Source organism: Bradyrhizobium sp. UFLA06-24 (assembly GCF_054967145.1).
Window position 1 is genome coordinate 102,048 of sequence record NZ_JADFUE010000021.1, and the last position, 17,678, is coordinate 119,725.

A 17,678-nucleotide genomic window follows, 5' to 3' on the forward strand; every position below is an offset into this window, starting at 1 on the left:
GCACGAAGGCTAGATCGCCGCGTTTCCCGGCACAACGGGAACATCCGGCCAACGCCGCCACACGCAAAGCGTGTTGCGTCGCTCTGACAACTGCGACATCATGAAGCGCCGGTGTACGTGGGGGTAAGCGATGTCGAACAGGTTTACGCAATACATTCTAGGCGCGATGGTGCTCGGCATCATCATGGGCTCGGCGATCTACAATTTCCTGCCCGATACCCGCGCCGAGTGGGCCTCCGCCATCAACCTGATCGCCATGATGTTCCTCCGCCTGATCAAGATGATCATCGCGCCGCTGGTGTTCGCCACCCTGGTCGGCGGCATCGCGCATATGGGCTCGGGTGCCAAGCTCGGCCGCATCTTCGCCAAGACCATGGGCTGGTTCATCACCGCCTCCTTCGTGTCGCTGATGCTGGGCCTGATCATGGTCAATCTGCTGCAGCCCGGCGCGAACTTCCCGGGCACGCTGCCTGCGGCGGGGCAATCGACCGGGCTGCCGGTTTCCGCCTTCTCGATCGAGAAATTCCTGACCCATCTGATCCCGACCTCGATTGCGGACGCGATGGCGCAGAACGAGATCCTGCAGATCGTGATCTTCGCCGTGTTCTTCTCGGTGGCGATGGGCGCATTGCCCGAGCGCTCCAAGCCGATCCTGGCCCTGATCGACGATATCAGCCACATCATGCTGAAGGTGACCAGCTATGTGATGCTGTTCGCGCCGCTCGCGGTGTGGGCCGCCATCACCGCGACCGTTGCCAAGAACGGCCTGCTGGTGCTCTGGAAGCTCGTCGTGTTCATGGGCGGCTTCTATCTCTCGCTGTTCCTCCTCTGGGGCATCCTGGTGATCGTCGGCTTCATCGTGATCGGGCCGCGTTACAGCCATCTGCTGCGGTTGATCCGTGAGCCGCTGATGATCGCATTCTCCACCGCGAGCTCGGAAGCGGCTTACCCGAAGACGCTGGAAGGGCTCAACCGCTTCGGAGCCTCGTCGCGGATCTCGAGCTTCGTGCTGCCGCTCGGCTATTCCTTCAATCTCGACGGCACGATGATGTACTGCACGTTCGCCAGTATCTTCATCGCGCAGAGCTACCACATCGACATGCCGCTCGGCACGCAGCTGGCGCTGCTCGCGACCTTGATGATCACCTCGAAGGGCGTCGCCGGCGTGCCGCGCGCCTCCCTCGTCGTGATCGCCTCGACGCTGGCGCAGTTCAACATCCCCGAGGCGGGCCTGCTCATGATCATGGGCATCGATACGTTCCTCGACATGGGCCGCAGCGCCACCAATGTGATCGGCAACACGCTGGCGACCTCGGTGGTAGCGAAGTGGGAGGGCGAGCTCGGGCCCGAGCATGCGATGGGACCGGCCGACGTCGTGCCCGGCGACATGGTGCCGGGCGAAGTGCCCGCGATGGCCGGCCATTGACGGGAGTGCGTCATGCGCCCTTTGACGGCGATTTCGAGCGGCCTGTTGCTGGCAGCGTGCCTGCTGGTGACGGACGCTTTGGCCCAGACCGGCGGCAGCGAAGGGCTTAGCCCGACGCTGTCAGCCATCAAGAACGCGCACACCGTGCGGCTCGGCTACCGCGAGAGCTCGCCGCCGTTCTCTTTCCTCGATCAGGCGAACAGGCCGATCGGTTACAGCCTCGAACTCTGCGAGGCGATCGTCGAGGAGATCGGCGCCGAGGTCGATGATCCCAATCTCAGAATCGATTATGTCAAGGTCACCTCGGACGACCGTATCGACGCGCTGCTCCAGAACAAGATCGATCTGGAGTGCGGCTCGACCACGGCCAACTCCGAGCGTGGCAAGCGCGTCGCCTTCTCGCCGCTGATGTTCGTCGCCGGCACCAAGCTGATGGTGCCGAAGGCCTCCAGCGTCCAGCAGCTGAGCGATCTGAAGGGCAAGACCATCGTGGTGACGAAGGGCACCACCAACGAGCAGGCGATCCGGGCCGCCGACCAGAAGTTCTCGCTCGGACTGACCATCGTCGTCGGCGCGGATCACGAGCAGTCGTACCAGATGCTGGTCGACGGCAAGGCCGATGCGTTCGCGACCGATGACATCCTGCTCTCGGGCCTGATCGTCCGCCACAAGGCGCAGGACAAGTTTCGCGTCACCGGCGATTATCTGTCCTACGACCCCTACGGCATCATGTTCCGCAAGGGCGAGCCGCAACTCTCCGCCGTGGTCGAACGCGCCTTCCGCAAGCTCGGCTCCAACCACGATCTCGTGCCGCTCTACAACAAATGGTTCATGGCGCGGATGCCGACCGGCGAGCGGATGAACGTGCCGATCTCGCTGCAACTGGAAGAGGCCTTCAAGGCGATGGACGATTCCGCGAGCGCGAACAATTAGCTCTTACTTCCTTCTCCCCTTGTGGGAGAAGGTGGCGCGAAGCGCCGGATGAGGGGTTCTATCTCCGAGCAAATCTCTTGCGGTTGAGTTCGCTGAGAGAATCCCTCACCCGAGTGAGCCTGTGTCGACCAACTGAGCTGCCCTCTCCCAAAGGGGCGAGGGCACAGCAATGCAGACCGCTCTTCGCTAGGCCGGTTTGCCGAACACCCGGTCCAGAGCGGCATCATACGTCGCCTGCACCAGCTCCGGATGCAGCTTGCCCAGCGTCTCCATCATCACGCCGGAATTGATTTCCAGCACTTTCCAAACACCCTCGACGCGGACCACGTCGATCGACGCGAAGGTGATGCCGATGGCGCTCGCGGCGTCGACCGCGAGCTTCACGCAGGCTGCGCGATCCTCGCCATCCTCCAGCAGCAGCGGCTTTGCGCCAGTCTCGAGATTGTGCCGCCAATCCGAGCCGCGCTGCTTGCTGTAGACGATGCGAGGGACGTCATCGAGCAGGATCACCCGGATCTCGTCCTGGATCGCGACATACGGCGAGATCACGAGCCCGGTGCTCATCGAGAAGACCTCCCCGGTCGCGCGATCGAGCTCCGACCCGGTCGTCACCTTGAACACGGAGCGGCCCGACGTTCCCTCATTGGGCTTCACCACCACGCCTTGCGGATTGTCACCAAGCAGGGCGAGCATCGCCTCTCGCCCAGCGGGCCCGGCGACGTGTGCGCCAAGTTTCGGATTGAGGAAGAGATGGTGGGGAATGCAGGGCACGCCCGCCATCTCCAGCACCTCCGCGGTTGCCGACTTGTCGTTGGCGAGCCGGTGCGCGATCGCACTGTTCAGCCCGATGTCGTAGCCGAAGGCGAAGCGGCTGATCTCCCTCCTGCGCATCCTTATCAGCCAGCCGCCGGCGCGCACGTCCACCGAGATGTCATGACGTGCACAATAGTGCCGTATCGCCGTTACGAAGATCCGTTCACGCGGGGGCATTGTCGAACCATTTTGCCGGATCGCCGACGAACGTGTCGCGGCCTTGCGACATCCTTAATGACTTTTTCGCGAGGGCCGACGGAAATTAAGTGCTGTTCCATCAGCGATTTGAGCAAAGAAATTGCCGCAATGCGGCATGGAAGAGAAAAACGTTAATTCTTTAGTGATTTCAAGCCGAAATGCGCCTTTGATCGGCGTCAATTGCATGCCGTTTCAGGTTGATTATTGGTCTCAATGGCGTAGATCACACACGCGAAATCCTCCGCCACGGCAATGGTGTCCGCCCCCGTTTTCTGGGCCGGGCAAGTTTTTTGCCTGAAAACCGCAGACATTCGGAATATCGAAAATCATGAGCGCGTTTTACCGAGAGAAGGTCCTTTCCGTCCAGCATTGGACGGACACGTTGTTCAGCTTCCGCGCCACGCGCGATACCGGCTTCCGCTTCCAGAACGGCCAGTTCGCCATGATCGGCCTCGAGGTCGACGGCCGTCCGTTGCTGCGTGCCTACAGCATGGCGAGCGCCAACCACGAGGAAGAGCTCGAGTTCTTCTCGATCAAGGTTCAGGACGGCCCGCTCACCTCGCGTTTGCAGAAGATCAAGGAAGGCGACACCATTCTGGTCGGCCGCAAGGCGACCGGTACGCTGATCACCGACAATCTGCTCCCCGGCAAGCGGCTGATGCTGCTGTCCACCGGCACCGGCCTTGCGCCCTTTGCGAGCCTGATCAAGGACCCCGAGGTTTACGACCAGTTCGAGAGCATCGTTCTGGTGCACGGCTGCCGCCAGGTCTCCGAGCTCGCCTATGGCGAGAAGCTGGTCGCGAATCTGCGCGAGGACGAGCTGTTCGGCGAGCTGCTTGCTGACAAGCTGGTGTACTATCCGACCGTGACCCGCGAGCCGTTCAAGAACCGCGGCCGCATCACCGACCTCATCAACTCCGAGCAGATCTTCAACGACATCGGCCAAGGCCCGCTCGACATCGCGACCGACCGCATCATGATGTGCGGCAGCCCGGCGATGCTCGAAGAGCTCAAGGTGATGTTCGAGAGCCGTGACTTCGTCGAGGGCTCGGGCAACAAGCCCGGCCATTTCGTGATCGAGAAGGCCTTCGTCGAGCGGTAAGCGCCACGCGCTCGTGCCCCGGACGCAGCGCTGCGCCTTTTCGGCGGTGCGCTGCAGAGCCGGGGCCCATCTCACTGTGCCGTACGGTGTTGCATTCTGAGTCCCCGGGTCTGCGCCGACGCTTGCCCGGGACACGGCTGCCCAGCTTGCCCGCCGCTTGCAAGCTAACCTCCTACCGCCCCTGCTGCACTGCAGCAGCCCTATCCTCTCGGCGGATTGATCTGCGGCCGCCGAATTCGCTAGCCTGAAACAAGGACCGCGTCATATCCGTATGACAGGCGCAGGCGTATCGTAGCGCCTATGCTGGCGAGAGGATGGCAATCGTGGCCGACGACAACAAGACGCAGCAATCTCCAAAACGGCTGCCGCTCGCGGAAGAGGGGATTGCCGAAATCCTGCTGCTTCCCTTCTCGCCGCGCTTCATCGTCCTGACGATCTGCGCGGTCGTCACTGCGCTGCTGGTCGGCATCGGCATCGCCGACCGCAAGATCTTCGACATCCTGCTGGTCCCGATCCTGATCTTCGGCGCCCTGACGCTGCTCGGCGTCCGCGATCTCATGCAGAAGAGCCATGCGGTGCTGCGCAACTACCCGATATCGGCGCATATCCGCTTCCTGCTCGAAGAGATCCGTCCGGAGATGCGGCAGTATTTCTTCGAGAGCGAGAAGGACGGCATGCCGTTCTCGCGCGACACCCGCGCGGTGGTCTATCAGCGCGCCAAGATGCAGCTCGACAAGCGTCCGTTCGGCACCCAGGAGGACGTCTATCGCGAGGGCTACGAGTGGATGCATCACTCGGTGTCGCCGAAGGCGCATGCCGAGGAGAAGTTTCGCGTCACCATCGGCGGGCCGGACTGCGAAAAGCCCTATTCGGCCTCGGTGTTCAATATCTCGGCGATGAGTTTTGGCGCGCTCAGCCCGAACGCGGTGCGCGCGCTCAATGCCGGTGCGAAAAAGGGCGGCTTCGCCCATGACACGGGCGAGGGCGGCTTCAGCCCCTATCACGCCGAGATGGGCGGCGACATCATCTGGGAGATCGGCTCCGGCTATTTCGGCTGCCGCCATCTCGATGGCACGTTCGATCCTGAGGCATTCGCGCGCGTTGCGAGCCAGGACCAGATCAAGATGGTCGAGCTCAAGATCAGCCAGGGCGCGAAGCCCGGCCATGGCGGCGTGCTGCCGGCGGCGAAAGTTTCCGAGGAGATCTCCAAGATCCGGGGCGTCTCGATGGGCGAGGATTGCATCTCGCCGGCCTCGCACCGCGCCTTCTCCACGCCTGTTGGCATGATGCAGTTCATCGCGGAGATGCGAAAGCTCTCCGGCGGCAAGCCGGCCGGCTTCAAGCTCTGCATCGGCCATCCGTGGGAGTTCCTGGCGATCTGCAAGGCGATGCTTCAGACCGGCATCTATCCCGACTTCATCGTCGTCGACGGCAACGAGGGGGGGACCGGTGCCGCACCGCTGGAGTTCATGGATCATCTGGGCATGCCGATGCGCGAGGGCGTCAATTTCGTCCACAACGCGCTGGTCGGCATCAACGCGCGTGGCCGCATCAAGATCGGTGCCTCCGGCAAGATCGCGACCGCCTTCGACATGGCCCGTGCAATGGCGATCGGCGCCGACTATTGCAATTCAGCGCGCGGATTCATGTTCTCGCTCGGTTGCATCCAGTCGCTGAGCTGCCATACCGACCGCTGTCCGACCGGGGTCGCGACGCAGGACCCGACCCGGGCACGCGCGCTCTACGTGCCGCTCAAGATCGACAGGGTGCACAACTATCACCACGCTACGCTGCACTCGCTGACCGAGTTGATTGCCGCGGCGGGCCTGGAGCATCCTCAGGAGCTGCGCCCGATCCACTTCACCCAGCGCACCTCGACGACCGACGTGAAATCCTTCGCCCAGCTCTATCCGGCGCTGCGCCCGGGCGAGCTGCTTGAAGGCACCGAGGACCCGCGGTTTCGCGACGCCTGGCGGATGGCGCGGGCGGAGACGTTCCAGCCGGCGCTATGAATGCCCGTGTTGCATAAATTCATCGCGAGCGGGTTGGCGCTTAAGGTTTGGTTCAACTTTGGGTGTAGATTACGCCTATGGACGAGCGGCGCAACAAACCCAGGCATCGCGTACTGAAAGCCGGAACCATCGAGTTCGGCGGCGGCGCGATCGATTGCACGGTCCGCAATTTCTCCGACACCGGCGCGGCGCTCGACGTCACCAGTCCGGTCGGGATTCCAGAGCACTTCACCCTCGCCATCAAAGCCGACGGGGCGCATCTCGCCTGCACGGTGGTGTGGCGCAAAGAGAAGCGGATCGGGGTCCGGTTCGGCTAAACGGGCTGGGCTCGCTCACCCCGTCTCGACCTCCCCCAGCCGGGTCGCCAAAATCTTGTCGATCCTGCGGCCGTCGAGATCGACCACCTCGATATGCCAGCCGCCGAAGTCGAAGGCGTCGCCGACATCGGGCAGCGCGTTGAACTGCTGCAGCACGAGGCCCGCCACCGTGTTGTAGCGGTGATGCGGCGGCAGCTCGATGCCGAGCAATTCGCCGAACTCGTCGACCGGCATCCAGCCGGAGACGAGCAGAGAGTCGTCCGCGCGCTTCACATAGGCCGGCTCCGGCGGGCCTTCCTCGGAATGGAAGGCGCCGACGATCGACTCCAGGATATCGGCGGCCGTCACCACGCCCTCGAAGCCGCCATATTCGTCATGGACGAGGCCGATATGCACCGGCGCTGCCTTCAGGATCGCGAGCACGTCGCGCGCATCCGCGGAGGCGGGGATGATCGGCGCCTCGCGCACCAGCGCGCGCAAATCGGGCGTGCGCTCGCGCATATAGGCGACGAGTAGATCCTTGGCCTGCAGTACGCCGATCGGCTTGTCGCGATCGCCGTCGCAAACCGGAAAGCGCGAATGCGGGCTCTTCGCGATCAGCGCCTGGATCGCTTCCCGGTCGTCGTTCAAATCGACCTCGTCGACATCGGTGCGCGGCGTCATCACGGCGCCGACCGGGCGGTCACCGAGCCGCATCACGCCGGCGATCATCTCCTTCTCACCGGGCTCGAGGACGCCGGCGCTCTCGGCCTCGTTGACCAGATGATGGATCTCGTCCTCCGACACTTTGTCCTCGGCTCTGCCGCCACGACCGAGCAACGTGAGGATCAGCTTGCCGGAGACGTCGAGCAGAAACACCAGCGGTAACGAAACCCGCGCCAGCACATGCATCGCGGGCGCGACCTTGACCGCAATGCTCTCAGGGTCGCGCAGCGCCACCTGTTTCGGCACCAGCTCGCCGACGATCAGGGTCGCATAGGTGATGATGGTGACGACGATGCCGACGCCGACGATGTCGGCAATGCCGGCGGACAGGCCGAGCTCGGCCAGCCATTGCGTCAGCCGCTGCCCCAGTGTGGCGCCGGAGAATGCGCCCGAGAGCACGCCGACCAGCGTGATGCCGATCTGCACCGTCGAGAGGAATTTGCCGGGATCCGCGGCCAATGTCAGCGCGCGCTCGGCGCCGCGCACGCCCTTGGCGGCAAGCAGCGACAGCCGCGCCGGACGCGACGAGACCACGGCCAGCTCGGACATGGACAACAGGCCGTTGATGACGATCAGGACGACGACGATGATCAGTTCGACGGAGAGCATGGATTTCCAAGGTAAGCGAGTGTGGCTGCGGATCGCAGCACACGCATTGATATAGGTATTCTGCGAGGAAATGCCGGGAATCCTGTCGCATTCGCCACCGCGACGGAACCTCAACGATGCCAGCGTCCGGCCGGCCCCGCGACGACCTGACACTCCGCGGAACTACGGATTGTTGCTTAACGGGCTCTTAGTGGCCGCCAGTTAGGTTTTCCCACAATTTGTACAAGTCTATTCGGGGACCTGAGGATGCGGATCGGGAAGCTCTTTGCACTGTCGATGCTGACGGTGACGGTTTTTGCAGTCGTCCTCGGCGCCGAGGCGCTGATACCGCAGGCGCGTATCTTCACCGGCCGCTCCGACGCGATCAAGCGGGTCGATGCGTTCGGCGCCATCCTGATGGTCAGCCAGCAGGTCGCCGGCCTTCGCGCGCCCTACATCTCTCCGATCTTTCAGGAGGGAGTTGCGACGCAGGCTCAGACCGATGCTGCGACGAAGGCCGCGAAAGCGGCGGAAGCCTCGTTCGAGAGCGCAAGGCGCGTCCTCATGGTGCTGGATGACGGCGCAGCGATGGCCGAAAATCTCGACCGTGCCGCGCGGCGGCTGAAGGATATCACCACGGCTGCGGATCGCGCGATGAGCGTTCCTCTGGCGACGCGCGATACCGCTGTGATCAAGGGCTTCCTGCCCGGCGTGGCCGAGGTCATCGCCGACATCGAGCCGATCATGAATCGGCTGGAGGGAAGGGTCGTCAATGCCCATTCCTCGCTGGCGGCGCTGTTGAGCCTGGCGCGAACGGCGCAGGATCTCCGCGTCTCTGCCGGTAGCCGCGCGGCGACGTTGTCACCGGCGCTGAGCGCACGTCGTCCGCTCATGCCGGCCGAATTCTCGCTGATGGACCGCATGCAAGGCCGTGTGGAGGCTGATCGCGAACGCATCGAGGCCGGCATCGATCAGCTCGGCAATCCGTCCCGCATTGCCACGACGTTCAAGGCGGCGACGGAGTCCTATTTTGGAAAAGCCGCGCCCGTGGTCGACAAGGAGATGCCCGCTGCGCGCGCCGACGGCAAGTACGACGTCACCGCCGATGAGCTGGCGATCGTGATCGTGCCCGCCATCCAGATGTTCTACGGCGTGCGCGACGCCGCGCTGGCGGAAGCGGCCGAGCGCGCCTCGGCCGCGCGCGATGGCGCGCTGGCGATGCTCGCCCTCGCGGGTGTTGCCGTGCTGGCCCTGCTCGGCACGCTCGGCGGCGTGACCATGATGCTGCGCCGCCGGGTGGTGACGCCGCTGGCAAGGCTTGCGGATGTGATCGGTGCGCTTGCCGCCGGACAGCATGACGTCGAGATTCCGGCGACGGGCCGTGACGACGAGATCGGGCAGGTCGCGGGTTCGTTGCAGCATTTCAAGGATTCGCTCCTTGCCCAGAAGTCCGCCGATGCGGCGGCTGCGATCGAAGCCGAGGCGAAGCTCAAGCGCAGCCAGCGCATGGACCAGATCGCCCGGGATTTCGAGGCCATGATCGGCGACGTCATCAACACCGTTTCGGCGGCCTCCTCGGAGCTGGAGGTCTCGGCGGGAACGCTGACGAGCGCCGCCGATCAATCGGAGAAGGTCACTGCGACCGTCGCGGCCGCCTCCGAACAGGCGTCCACCAACGTGCAGACCGTCGCCGCGGCGGCGGAGGAGATGGCGTCCTCGGTCGACGAGATCAGCCGGCAGGTGCAGGATTCCGCGCGCATCGCCGGCGAAGCGGTGCAGCAGGCCGGACGGACCAACGATCATGTCGGCGAGCTCGCCAAGGCGGCGGGGCGGATCGGGGACGTCGTCGAGCTCATCAGCCAGATCGCGGGCCAGACCAATCTTCTGGCCCTCAACGCCACGATCGAGGCGGCGCGCGCCGGCGAGGCCGGCCGCGGCTTTGCCGTCGTCGCCTCCGAGGTCAAGGCGCTGGCCGAGCAGACCGCCAAGGCGACCGGCGAGATCAGCCAGCAGATCACGGGAATCCAGAGCGCGACGGAGGATTCCGTCGGCGCCATCAAGGCGATCGGCGATACCATCACGCGCATGTCGGAGATCGCCGCCGCAATCGCCTCGGCGGTCGAGGAGCAGGGCGCGGCCACGCGGGAGATTTCCCGCAACGTGCAGCAGGCCGCGCGCGGCACCCAGCAGGTTTCCGCCAGCATCGTCGACGTGCAGCGCGGCGCGAGCCAGACCGGATCGGCTTCCGCCAACGTGCTGGCCTCGGCCAAATCGCTGTCGGGCGAGAGCACCCGTCTCAAGGCCGAAGTCGGCAAATTCCTGGACGCGATCCGCGCGGCGTAAGTCGCACAGTAAGCTGGCTCGATGCGAGCCAAGGAGAAGAACACCTCTCCCCGATGGGGAGAGGTGAAGCAAGCCGACCACGATTCAGATTCGCCGCGCCCGAACGTCGCTCAGAACTCGCCGTGCAGGCGCCCTGAGAACACCGACACCGGCCCGCGGTCGGCGTTGTAGGCGGGATTGACGATGAACTGATAGTCGGCGGTGAAGGTCAGCGCCTTGTTCAGCGCGTAAGCGTAATAAGTCTCCAGTACGCGTTCCCGCCGGTAGTTGAGCGCACCGTCGCCGATCAGCGGGCCGAGCCCGCCGGCCGCGATGAAGTCGCGATGGTCCTGCGACAAGGCGTTGACGGCGCCCGCAACACCGACGACGTCGTCGGGACGGCCCCATTTGGTGCCCTTGACCGAGACACCGCCGGACAGGCTGCGATCGATGTCGGTGAACGCCATGATCTCGTTGTGGCCGTCGTTCCAGCTCCAGCGGCCGAACAGGCCGATGTCGTCGGTGACGGCCTGTTCGAGGTTGAAGGCATAACCGTATTTGAGCCGGCCGCGGCGGGTTTGGGTGATGTCGACGCCGAAGGCTGGGTTGTCCAGTGTCTCGCGATAGCTGCCGGCATAGGCGCTGTTGACGAAGCCGAGCGTGCGCAGCTTGCCGGGCTGTCCGAACAGCGAGTAACGCATCTCGAGCTCTGCGACATACTCGCCACGGCGACCGATATTCATGTCAAAATTGTTCGAGTTGGACGTGGCATCCATCAGGAAATAGCCGGCGCGCAGCGCCCATTGCTTCTGGTTCAGTTCGGCGGTCGCGCCATAGCCGAGGCCGAGCTTGTCGGCGGCATAGTCGAAGGCGCCGGAGGCCCAGACCGACCAGTTCATGAAATCCTTGCGCGGGTCGTGCGCGTAGGAATTGCCGTCGAAGACGTCGACCACGGAGAACTTGCCGACCTGCAAGGTCAGGCGCGACACGTCAACCTTGCTCGCGAGCTGCATCTGGCCGCTGGCAAGCTCCTCCTGCTCGCCGCCGAAGCCGAACGTCTGGCGCACAAACAGCCGCGAGGCATTGAAGTGCGGATAGGGGAAGCCGGATTTCTGCGCTTCGCCGTTGGGGAAGCCTGCAGCACCCGTCGTGTTGTTGAAGCCAAAGCCCTGCAGCAGTTCGGGATTGAAATAGACCTCGCCGCCGTCCCACAGCCGCGCATTGAGATAGAGCGAGTTGCTCCAGGTCTCCTGCAAATCCGGCGACGTGGTCAGGCTGTTCGGTCCGGTATAGGGCGCGTTGAACGACGGATGGCCCTGCGGCAGGAACGTCGACTGGCCGTGGATCTCCCAGCGGCTCGACTCAGTGTCCGTCACATCCGACTTCGGATTGGTGGTCGGCACATCAGGCCAATCGATCTTGCGGTTGAGGCCGACCCTAAGGCTCTGGAAATCCATCGACGACGAATATTGCGCGCCCGAGGGGAAGCTGACGGCCGCGTTCTCGAACTTGCTGTAAAGATATTCGAGCCGCGCGCTCCAATGCGGCGCGAAGGCGTATTCGACGCCGCCGCCGGCGGTCCAGCCGAAGCGCGTGTTCAACACCTTCTGTTCGTTGCCGCCTGTCGGCGTCGCGAGAAAGCGTTCGCCGGTAAAGGCTGCGCCACCGGTCGCATAGAGCAGCCAGTTGCCGGTGGCGTAACCGAGCCGCGCGCGCAGGCTCGCGACATAGTCCCACCGCTCCTCGGCGCTCGACAGCGCGGTCGCCGCCGACGACACGACGTGGTTGGACGGCAGGTAGTTCGGGAAGGAGATATCCCCTTCGACGCCGAGCAGGAGGCCCGAGTTAAGGCGCCAATTGTAGCCAACCTGGACACCGCCGGTCGCGCCGGTGAAGACGTTGCGGTCGGTCGCGACGGTGGGGTCGGTCAGCGTTGCGGACGAGGAGCCACGGGTTACGCCGGTATGCGCGCCGATATAGAGGCCTGTCCAATCATAGACGGCTTTCAGCGCCGGCGCCTTCAGTGGCAAATCGGCGGCGCGGGCGGAAGCGGGCAGCATGAGCACGCCCGAGGTGATCACCCCGGCGGTCCGCAAATACCTGTAACGGCGAACTCTCAACGTCAAAACCACGCCCCCAGAAGCGACCGCCCCCAATCGCTCCAACATCCCTGCCAATTCGCGGCGATCCTGTCATCAGGTCTTGGCTATTCAGGCGACCGGGCGAAATGATCTCGCTCCGAGGCGCTTGCATCCCGAGGTCTTGCCAAGTTCCTGTTCTTCTTGCGAATCTTATTGCTATTCATTCGCAATAGCAAATACTGCAGAATGTCGCAGGGAATGGTTCGCATTCTTGTGTGACGTGACTGCAACAAGCTTTCCGATGCCCAAAAAGGATGACCCGCCCGGGGGGACAGCCGGGCGGGTCGGGGGCCACGACACGGGGTGGATGAGGCGCCCGTGTCGGATGCGGGATCCACGTAAGATCGGCCTCAGAACCTCAAATCAGTAGCAGGTACGAACGCGGCCGATGTACTGGCCGAAGGCGTTGTACTGGGCGACCCAGCCACAGCGGTGATAGCCGTAGGAATAGGGGTCGTTGCTGGCGGCGACCGCAGCGCCAACCACGGCTGCAGTGGCGATGCCGGCACCGACACCCCAGCCCCAGCCGAGCGGCTTCGCCTCGGCCTGCGAGGTGGTGGCGGCGATGCTGCCGGTGACCGCGAGGGTCGCGAGAGCGAGTGCGGCAAGCTTGGCCTTGATCGACATGTGAAACTCCATCCGGGTTGAGGCGGTACGTTGGGATCCGCGTGCCCAGTTGGACGGAGGCTCGCCGCACCAGGTTCGAAAGCGCCTATGGGAGACTGAGGGGTTGGATATTCCCTGAACAATTCCCGGAAGATAAAGCCTAGCCGAGGGGGCCCTTGGCGAGCCTGTTCACGTCGAAGTTATCGACCTCGCCCAGCAACTCGCAGAAGGCGCGCGCTCCCTGGTCGAGGAGCTGCTCGCCCTTCGCTCCCACGGCGAGCGTCGCGTTGCCGACGGCGCCGCTGGGGTTGAGATCCTGCGCCTGCCAGGCGAAGGGCGCGGGCCGCTGCGTCGACAGCCAGCGATATTGTCGCTCCATCGCGATGCTGTTTGCGGGAAAATCCGCGATCGCATCCGTGCGCACCTGCTCGGGATAGCGCGCCAGCATGATCGAGGTCTCGACGGCACCGCCGTGAATGCCGTGGCGTACTTCGTCTGATGGGAACAATTTGTCCGCAGCCGATAGCCGCGACCACGACGTCGTCACGACGAACAGGTTTTGGTGCGCGCGCAGATCCTGCGCCACCAGCATCATCGCCGCGCTGTTGCCGCCATGGCTGGTGATGATGACGAGCTTCCTCACGCCGCGCTGCGCGATCGCCTCGCCGATGCCCGTCCAGCGCTTCAGCGCGACGTCGGTCGGCAGGGTCTGCGTGCCCGGATAGTCGATATGCTCGGTGGAGATGCCCACGGGTTCGACGGGCAGGAACGTCGCCGGGACGGATACGGGCAGCATCTCCCGCACGCGCGCAAGATAGGCCTCGGCGATCAGCACGTCGGTCTCATTAGGCAGATGCGGGCCGTGCTGCTCGGTCGCCGCCAGCGGCAGCACCGCGATCCAGCGTGCGGCGTCCGCTGGTGCGGCGTCGGCCCAGCGGATCTCGGTCCAGTCGCGGGAAGGCGTCATCAAGGTTTCTTTGCCCGAATTTGTCACGTAATTTGGGGTTATCAGGGGACGCGGGCCCGGCTGGGCCGGCGTCCCCTGATATGTTGAGGTTTTATCGCGTTGTTTTCACATCGGCTAGAAGCGATCGACGGAGTGCATTCATGAGCCCCTCTCATCGGCGGCGAGCGTTAACGGCGGGCTTGATCGCTACGGTCCTGTCGATCCTGCCGGCGCACAGCGAGACGCTGGACAAGGTCACATTCGGTACCAATTGGGTCGCCGAGGCCGAGCACGGCGGCTTCTTCCAGGCGGTTGCCGACGGCACCTACAAGAAGTACGGGCTCGACGTCACCATCGTTCCGGGCGGTCCCAACGAGAACAACCGGATGCTGCTGATCGCCGGCAAGATCGACTTCTTCATGGCCGCCAACACGCTGATGTCATTCGACGCGGTCGCCAACAACGTCCCCGTCGTGACCATCGCCGCGGTCTTCCAGAAAGATCCGCAGGTGCTGCTGACGCAGCCGGATGCGAAGGTGACCAAACTCGAGGATCTCAAGCCGCTGACGCTGTTCGTCTCGAAGGAGGGCATGACCAGCTATTTCCAGTGGCTGAAATCCGAATACGGCTTCAGCGAGAAGAACGTCCGTCCCTATAATTTCAATCCGCAGCCCTTCATCGCCAATCCCAAGAGCGCGATGCAGGGCTACGTCACGTCAGAGCCCTTCGCAGTCGAGAAGGCCGCAGGCTTCAAGCCCAACGTCATCCTGCTCGCCGATGCCGGCTTCAACACCTATTCGACCCTGATCGAGACCCGCCGCGAGCTGGTCGAGAAGAAGGCTGACCTGGTGCAGCGCTTCGTCGATGCCTCCATGATCGGCTGGTACCATTACATCTACGGCGACAATTCAGCCGGCAATGCCATGATCAAGCAGCTCAATCCGGAGATGACCGACGAGCTGCTCGCCTACTCCGTCGCCAAGATGAAGGAATACGGCATCGTCGATTCCGGCGACTCCGTGAAGAACGGCATCGGCGCCATGAGCGACGATCGCTATACTTCCTTCTTCAACAAGATGGTGAAGGCCGGCGTGGTGAAGGGCGATCTCGATTTTCGCAAGTCCTACACGCTGCGTTTCGTCAACAAGGGCGTCGGGGTCGAGCTCCGCCCCGCCAAGCCGTAACGCATGCCGGTGTCAGGCGGACAAGTGCGGCTGGCTCCCACCTCTCCCCGATGGGGAAAGGTGAAAGGTGCCCGAAACACAGCACCCCACCCTCAATGGTAGAGAGCAGAACCTCGCCCGTGATCGAGGCCAGCCTGACGGCGCTCGCCGTCAGCCTGCGCGGCGTGACGAAGGCTTATGACAACGGCGTTACGGCGCTCGGTCCGCTCGACCTCGCGGTGCGCAAGGGCGAGTTCATCTCGCTGCTCGGCCCCTCCGGCTGCGGCAAGTCGACGGCGCTGAGGCTGATTGCGGGGCTCAGCGCAGCATCATCGGGCACGGTGCGGGTGGCGCGCCATGAAGGTGAGATGCAAATCGGCCACGGCATCGGCTTCGTGTTCCAGGAGCCGACTCTGATGCCGTGGACCAGCGTGCGCGAAAACGTGCGGCTGCCGCTGAAGCTCGGCGGCATCCCGAAGGCCGAGGGACGCGCGCGGGCCGATGCGGCGCTCGCCAGCGTCGGGCTTGCCGATTTCGCCGATGCCTTTCCGCGCGAATTGTCCGGCGGCATGAAGATGCGCGTGTCGCTGGCGCGTGCGCTCGTCACGGATCCGGACATCCTCCTGATGGACGAGCCGTTCGCGGCGCTCGACGAGATCACCCGCTTCCGCCTCAACAACGATCTGCTCGCGCTGTGGCGCAGCCTCGGCAAGACCGTCATCTTCGTCACCCATTCGGTGTTCGAATCCGTCTATTTGTCACAGCGCGTCGTGGTCATGACGGCGCGGCCCGGCCGCATCCAGGCCGATATCCGCGTCGAGACCGTCGAGCCGCGCGGTGAGGAGTTTCGCACCTCGGCCGCCTATTCCGATTATTGCCGGCGCGTCTCCGCGGCATTGGCGCCGTCTTATTCAGGGCAGTCGACGCTATGAACGCGCAAGCCCCCGTCACCGCAAAGTCGTCAGGCCCGCAAAGCGCAGTGCGCTTCGTGCTGCCCGTCATCGTGTTCGCAGCCGGCCTCGCCGCTTGGGAGTTGGTGGTTAGGATCCGGGAGATCCCGCCTTACGTGCTGCCGGCGCCGTCGGTGATTTTCCTGACGCTGATCAAGGACTGGTCGGTGCTGTCGCAATCGCTCGTGACCACGCTGCTGACGACGCTGGAAGGGTTTGCCGCCGCCAGCATCGGCGGTATCGCGCTGGCGCTGCTGTTCAACCAGTCCAAATGGGTGGAATATTCGCTGTTCCCCTATGCCGTCGTGCTCCAGGTGACGCCTGTCATCGCGATCGCGCCGTTGCTGCTGATCTATCTGGAGCAGCAGACCGCGGTCGTCGTCTGCGCCTTCATCGTCGCCTTTTTCCCGGTGCTGTCGAACACCACGCTCGGGCTCAATTCGGTCGATCGCAACCTCGCCGGCCTGTTCCAGCTCTATGGCGCTTCACCGCCGCAGACCCTGCGCTTCCTGAAGTTGCCCGCCGCATTGCCGTATATCCTGGGTGGCCTGCGCATCGCAGGAGGCCTCTCGCTGATCGGCGCCGTTGTGGCCGAGATCGCCGCGGGAACGGCGGGCGCCGGTTCGGGCCTTGCCTACAGGATCGCGGAGTCAGGCTATCGATTGAACATACCCCGCATGTTCGCAGCGCTGCTTTTGTTGTCACTGGCCGGGATTGTCATCTATGGGGTGCTGGCGGTAGTTTCCCACCTCGTTTTACGGCGCTGGCACGAAAGCGCGCTTGGAAAGGAAAACTGATGACCGCCGGTTCGATTTCGTCCGACAAGATCGACCTTCTGATCTATGGGCCGGTGCGGCCGATCCTCGAGAACGGGTTTTCCGATCATTTCGTCGTGCACAAGGCCGAGACGCGCGGTGACCTCGAGCGGCTGACGCCGGCGATCCGCGACAAGATCCGCGGCGTCGCCGTGACCTATCACACCGTCCGCGCCGACAAGGATTCGCTGTCGCAGCTGCCCAAGATCGAGATGGTGGCAAGCTTCGGCGTCGGCTACGATCATATCGATGCCAAATACGCCGCCGAGCACAACATCATCGTCACCAACACGCCTGACGTGCTGACCGAAGAAGTCGCCGACGTCGCGATGGGCCTTTTGATCTCCACCTTGCGCGAATTCATCAAGGCCGATCGTTACGTCCGCTCCGGCTTGTGGCAGACGCAGAACTATCCGCTCAGCGTCGGCTCGCTGCGCGACCGCAAGGTCGGCATCGTCGGCATGGGCCGGATTGGCCAGGCGATTGCGCGCCGGCTCGATGCCTCGCTGGTGCCGGTGGTCTATCACTCGCGCAACCCGTCGAAGGACGTTGCCTACAAGCACTATCCTGATCTGATCGAGATGGCGAAGGCGGTGGATACCTTGATGGTGATCGTGCCCGGCGGCGCCTCGACCAACAAG

The 17,678-nt window shown here is 63.9% G+C and carries 15 protein-coding genes; 10 read left to right on the top strand and 5 right to left on the bottom strand.

Translation table 11 applies throughout. The annotated features are described in order from the left end of the window. The first annotated feature begins 130 nt into the window (after positions 1–130). Positions 131–1,426: a dicarboxylate/amino acid:cation symporter gene (locus IF809_RS18880; protein WP_453994523.1), complete on the top strand. Its 1,296-nt coding sequence runs from the start codon at positions 131–133 to the stop codon at positions 1,424–1,426. A 12-nt stretch (positions 1,427–1,438) separates the two neighbouring features. Beyond that, a complete protein-coding gene (locus IF809_RS18885) occupies positions 1,439–2,359 on the top strand; it encodes an amino acid ABC transporter substrate-binding protein (protein WP_462838182.1) in 921 nt (306 codons plus the stop codon). A gap of 186 nt (positions 2,360–2,545) precedes the next feature. On the opposite strand, the gene IF809_RS18890 is transcribed toward IF809_RS18885, so the two are convergent. Beyond that, a complete protein-coding gene (locus IF809_RS18890) occupies positions 2,546–3,349 on the bottom strand; it encodes an ATP-grasp domain-containing protein (RefSeq protein WP_462838183.1) in 804 nt (267 codons plus the stop codon). 349 nt (positions 3,350–3,698) lie between these two features. On the opposite strand from IF809_RS18890, the gene IF809_RS18895 reads away from it, so the two are divergent. The 3 genes from IF809_RS18895 (at position 3,699) to IF809_RS18905 (ending at position 6,801) form a co-directional block, all read left to right on the top strand. Next, positions 3,699–4,472, top strand: a complete 774-nt coding sequence (locus tag IF809_RS18895) for a ferredoxin--NADP reductase (protein WP_128963710.1) — start codon at positions 3,699–3,701, stop codon at positions 4,470–4,472. Between the two features lie 314 nt (positions 4,473–4,786). Then, positions 4,787–6,484: an FMN-binding glutamate synthase family protein gene (locus IF809_RS18900; RefSeq protein WP_462838184.1), complete on the top strand. Its 1,698-nt coding sequence runs from the start codon at positions 4,787–4,789 to the stop codon at positions 6,482–6,484. A 77-nt stretch (positions 6,485–6,561) separates the two neighbouring features. Beyond that, complete coding sequence (locus IF809_RS18905) at positions 6,562–6,801, top strand: PilZ domain-containing protein (protein WP_462838185.1); 240 nt, start codon at positions 6,562–6,564, stop codon at positions 6,799–6,801. 15 nt (positions 6,802–6,816) lie between these two features. Here IF809_RS18905 and IF809_RS18910 read toward each other — a convergent pair whose 3' ends face one another. Next, entirely contained in the window at positions 6,817–8,115 is a 1,299-nt protein-coding gene (locus tag IF809_RS18910; RefSeq protein WP_462838186.1) for a hemolysin family protein, read from the bottom strand. 246 nt (positions 8,116–8,361) lie between these two features. Between IF809_RS18910 and IF809_RS18915 the strand changes: the two genes are divergently transcribed. Continuing rightward, positions 8,362–10,437, top strand: coding sequence for a methyl-accepting chemotaxis protein (locus tag IF809_RS18915; RefSeq protein WP_462838187.1), 2,076 nt, complete (start codon positions 8,362–8,364; stop codon positions 10,435–10,437). 110 nt (positions 10,438–10,547) lie between these two features. Here the strand turns inward: IF809_RS18915 and IF809_RS18920 are convergent, their stop codons facing one another. The 3 genes from IF809_RS18920 to IF809_RS18930 all read right to left on the bottom strand — a co-directional run bounded on the left by IF809_RS18920 (position 10,548) and on the right by IF809_RS18930 (position 14,130). Beyond that, a complete protein-coding gene (locus IF809_RS18920) occupies positions 10,548–12,476 on the bottom strand; it encodes a carbohydrate porin (protein WP_453983778.1) in 1,929 nt (642 codons plus the stop codon). 444 nt (positions 12,477–12,920) lie between these two features. Beyond that, entirely contained in the window at positions 12,921–13,184 is a 264-nt protein-coding gene (locus tag IF809_RS18925) for a hypothetical protein (protein WP_462838188.1), read from the bottom strand. 139 nt (positions 13,185–13,323) lie between these two features. Beyond that, a complete protein-coding gene (locus IF809_RS18930; RefSeq protein ID WP_462838189.1) occupies positions 13,324–14,130 on the bottom strand; it encodes a creatininase family protein in 807 nt (268 codons plus the stop codon). A gap of 140 nt (positions 14,131–14,270) precedes the next feature. On the opposite strand from IF809_RS18930, the gene IF809_RS18935 reads away from it, so the two are divergent. The 4 genes from IF809_RS18935 to IF809_RS18950 all read left to right on the top strand — a co-directional run. Next, complete coding sequence (locus IF809_RS18935; RefSeq protein ID WP_128963717.1) at positions 14,271–15,293, top strand: ABC transporter substrate-binding protein; 1,023 nt, start codon at positions 14,271–14,273, stop codon at positions 15,291–15,293. Positions 15,294–15,388: 95 nt separating this feature from the next. Beyond that, the gene (locus tag IF809_RS18940) at positions 15,389–16,204 is read left to right on the top strand and encodes an ABC transporter ATP-binding protein (protein ID WP_453994540.1); all 816 of its coding nucleotides are present in this window, start codon (positions 15,389–15,391) and stop codon (positions 16,202–16,204) included. Beyond that, positions 16,201–17,019 carry an ABC transporter permease gene (locus IF809_RS18945; protein WP_462838190.1) on the top strand — a complete coding sequence of 273 codons (819 nt, stop codon included), beginning with the start codon at positions 16,201–16,203 and terminating at the stop codon, positions 17,017–17,019. The genes IF809_RS18940 and IF809_RS18945 overlap by 4 nt, the downstream gene beginning before the upstream one ends. Next, positions 17,019–17,678, top strand: a 660-nt coding sequence (locus IF809_RS18950) for an NAD(P)-dependent oxidoreductase (RefSeq protein ID WP_462838191.1), incomplete at its 3' end; no start/stop codon positions are given. The genes IF809_RS18945 and IF809_RS18950, both read left to right, overlap by 1 nt.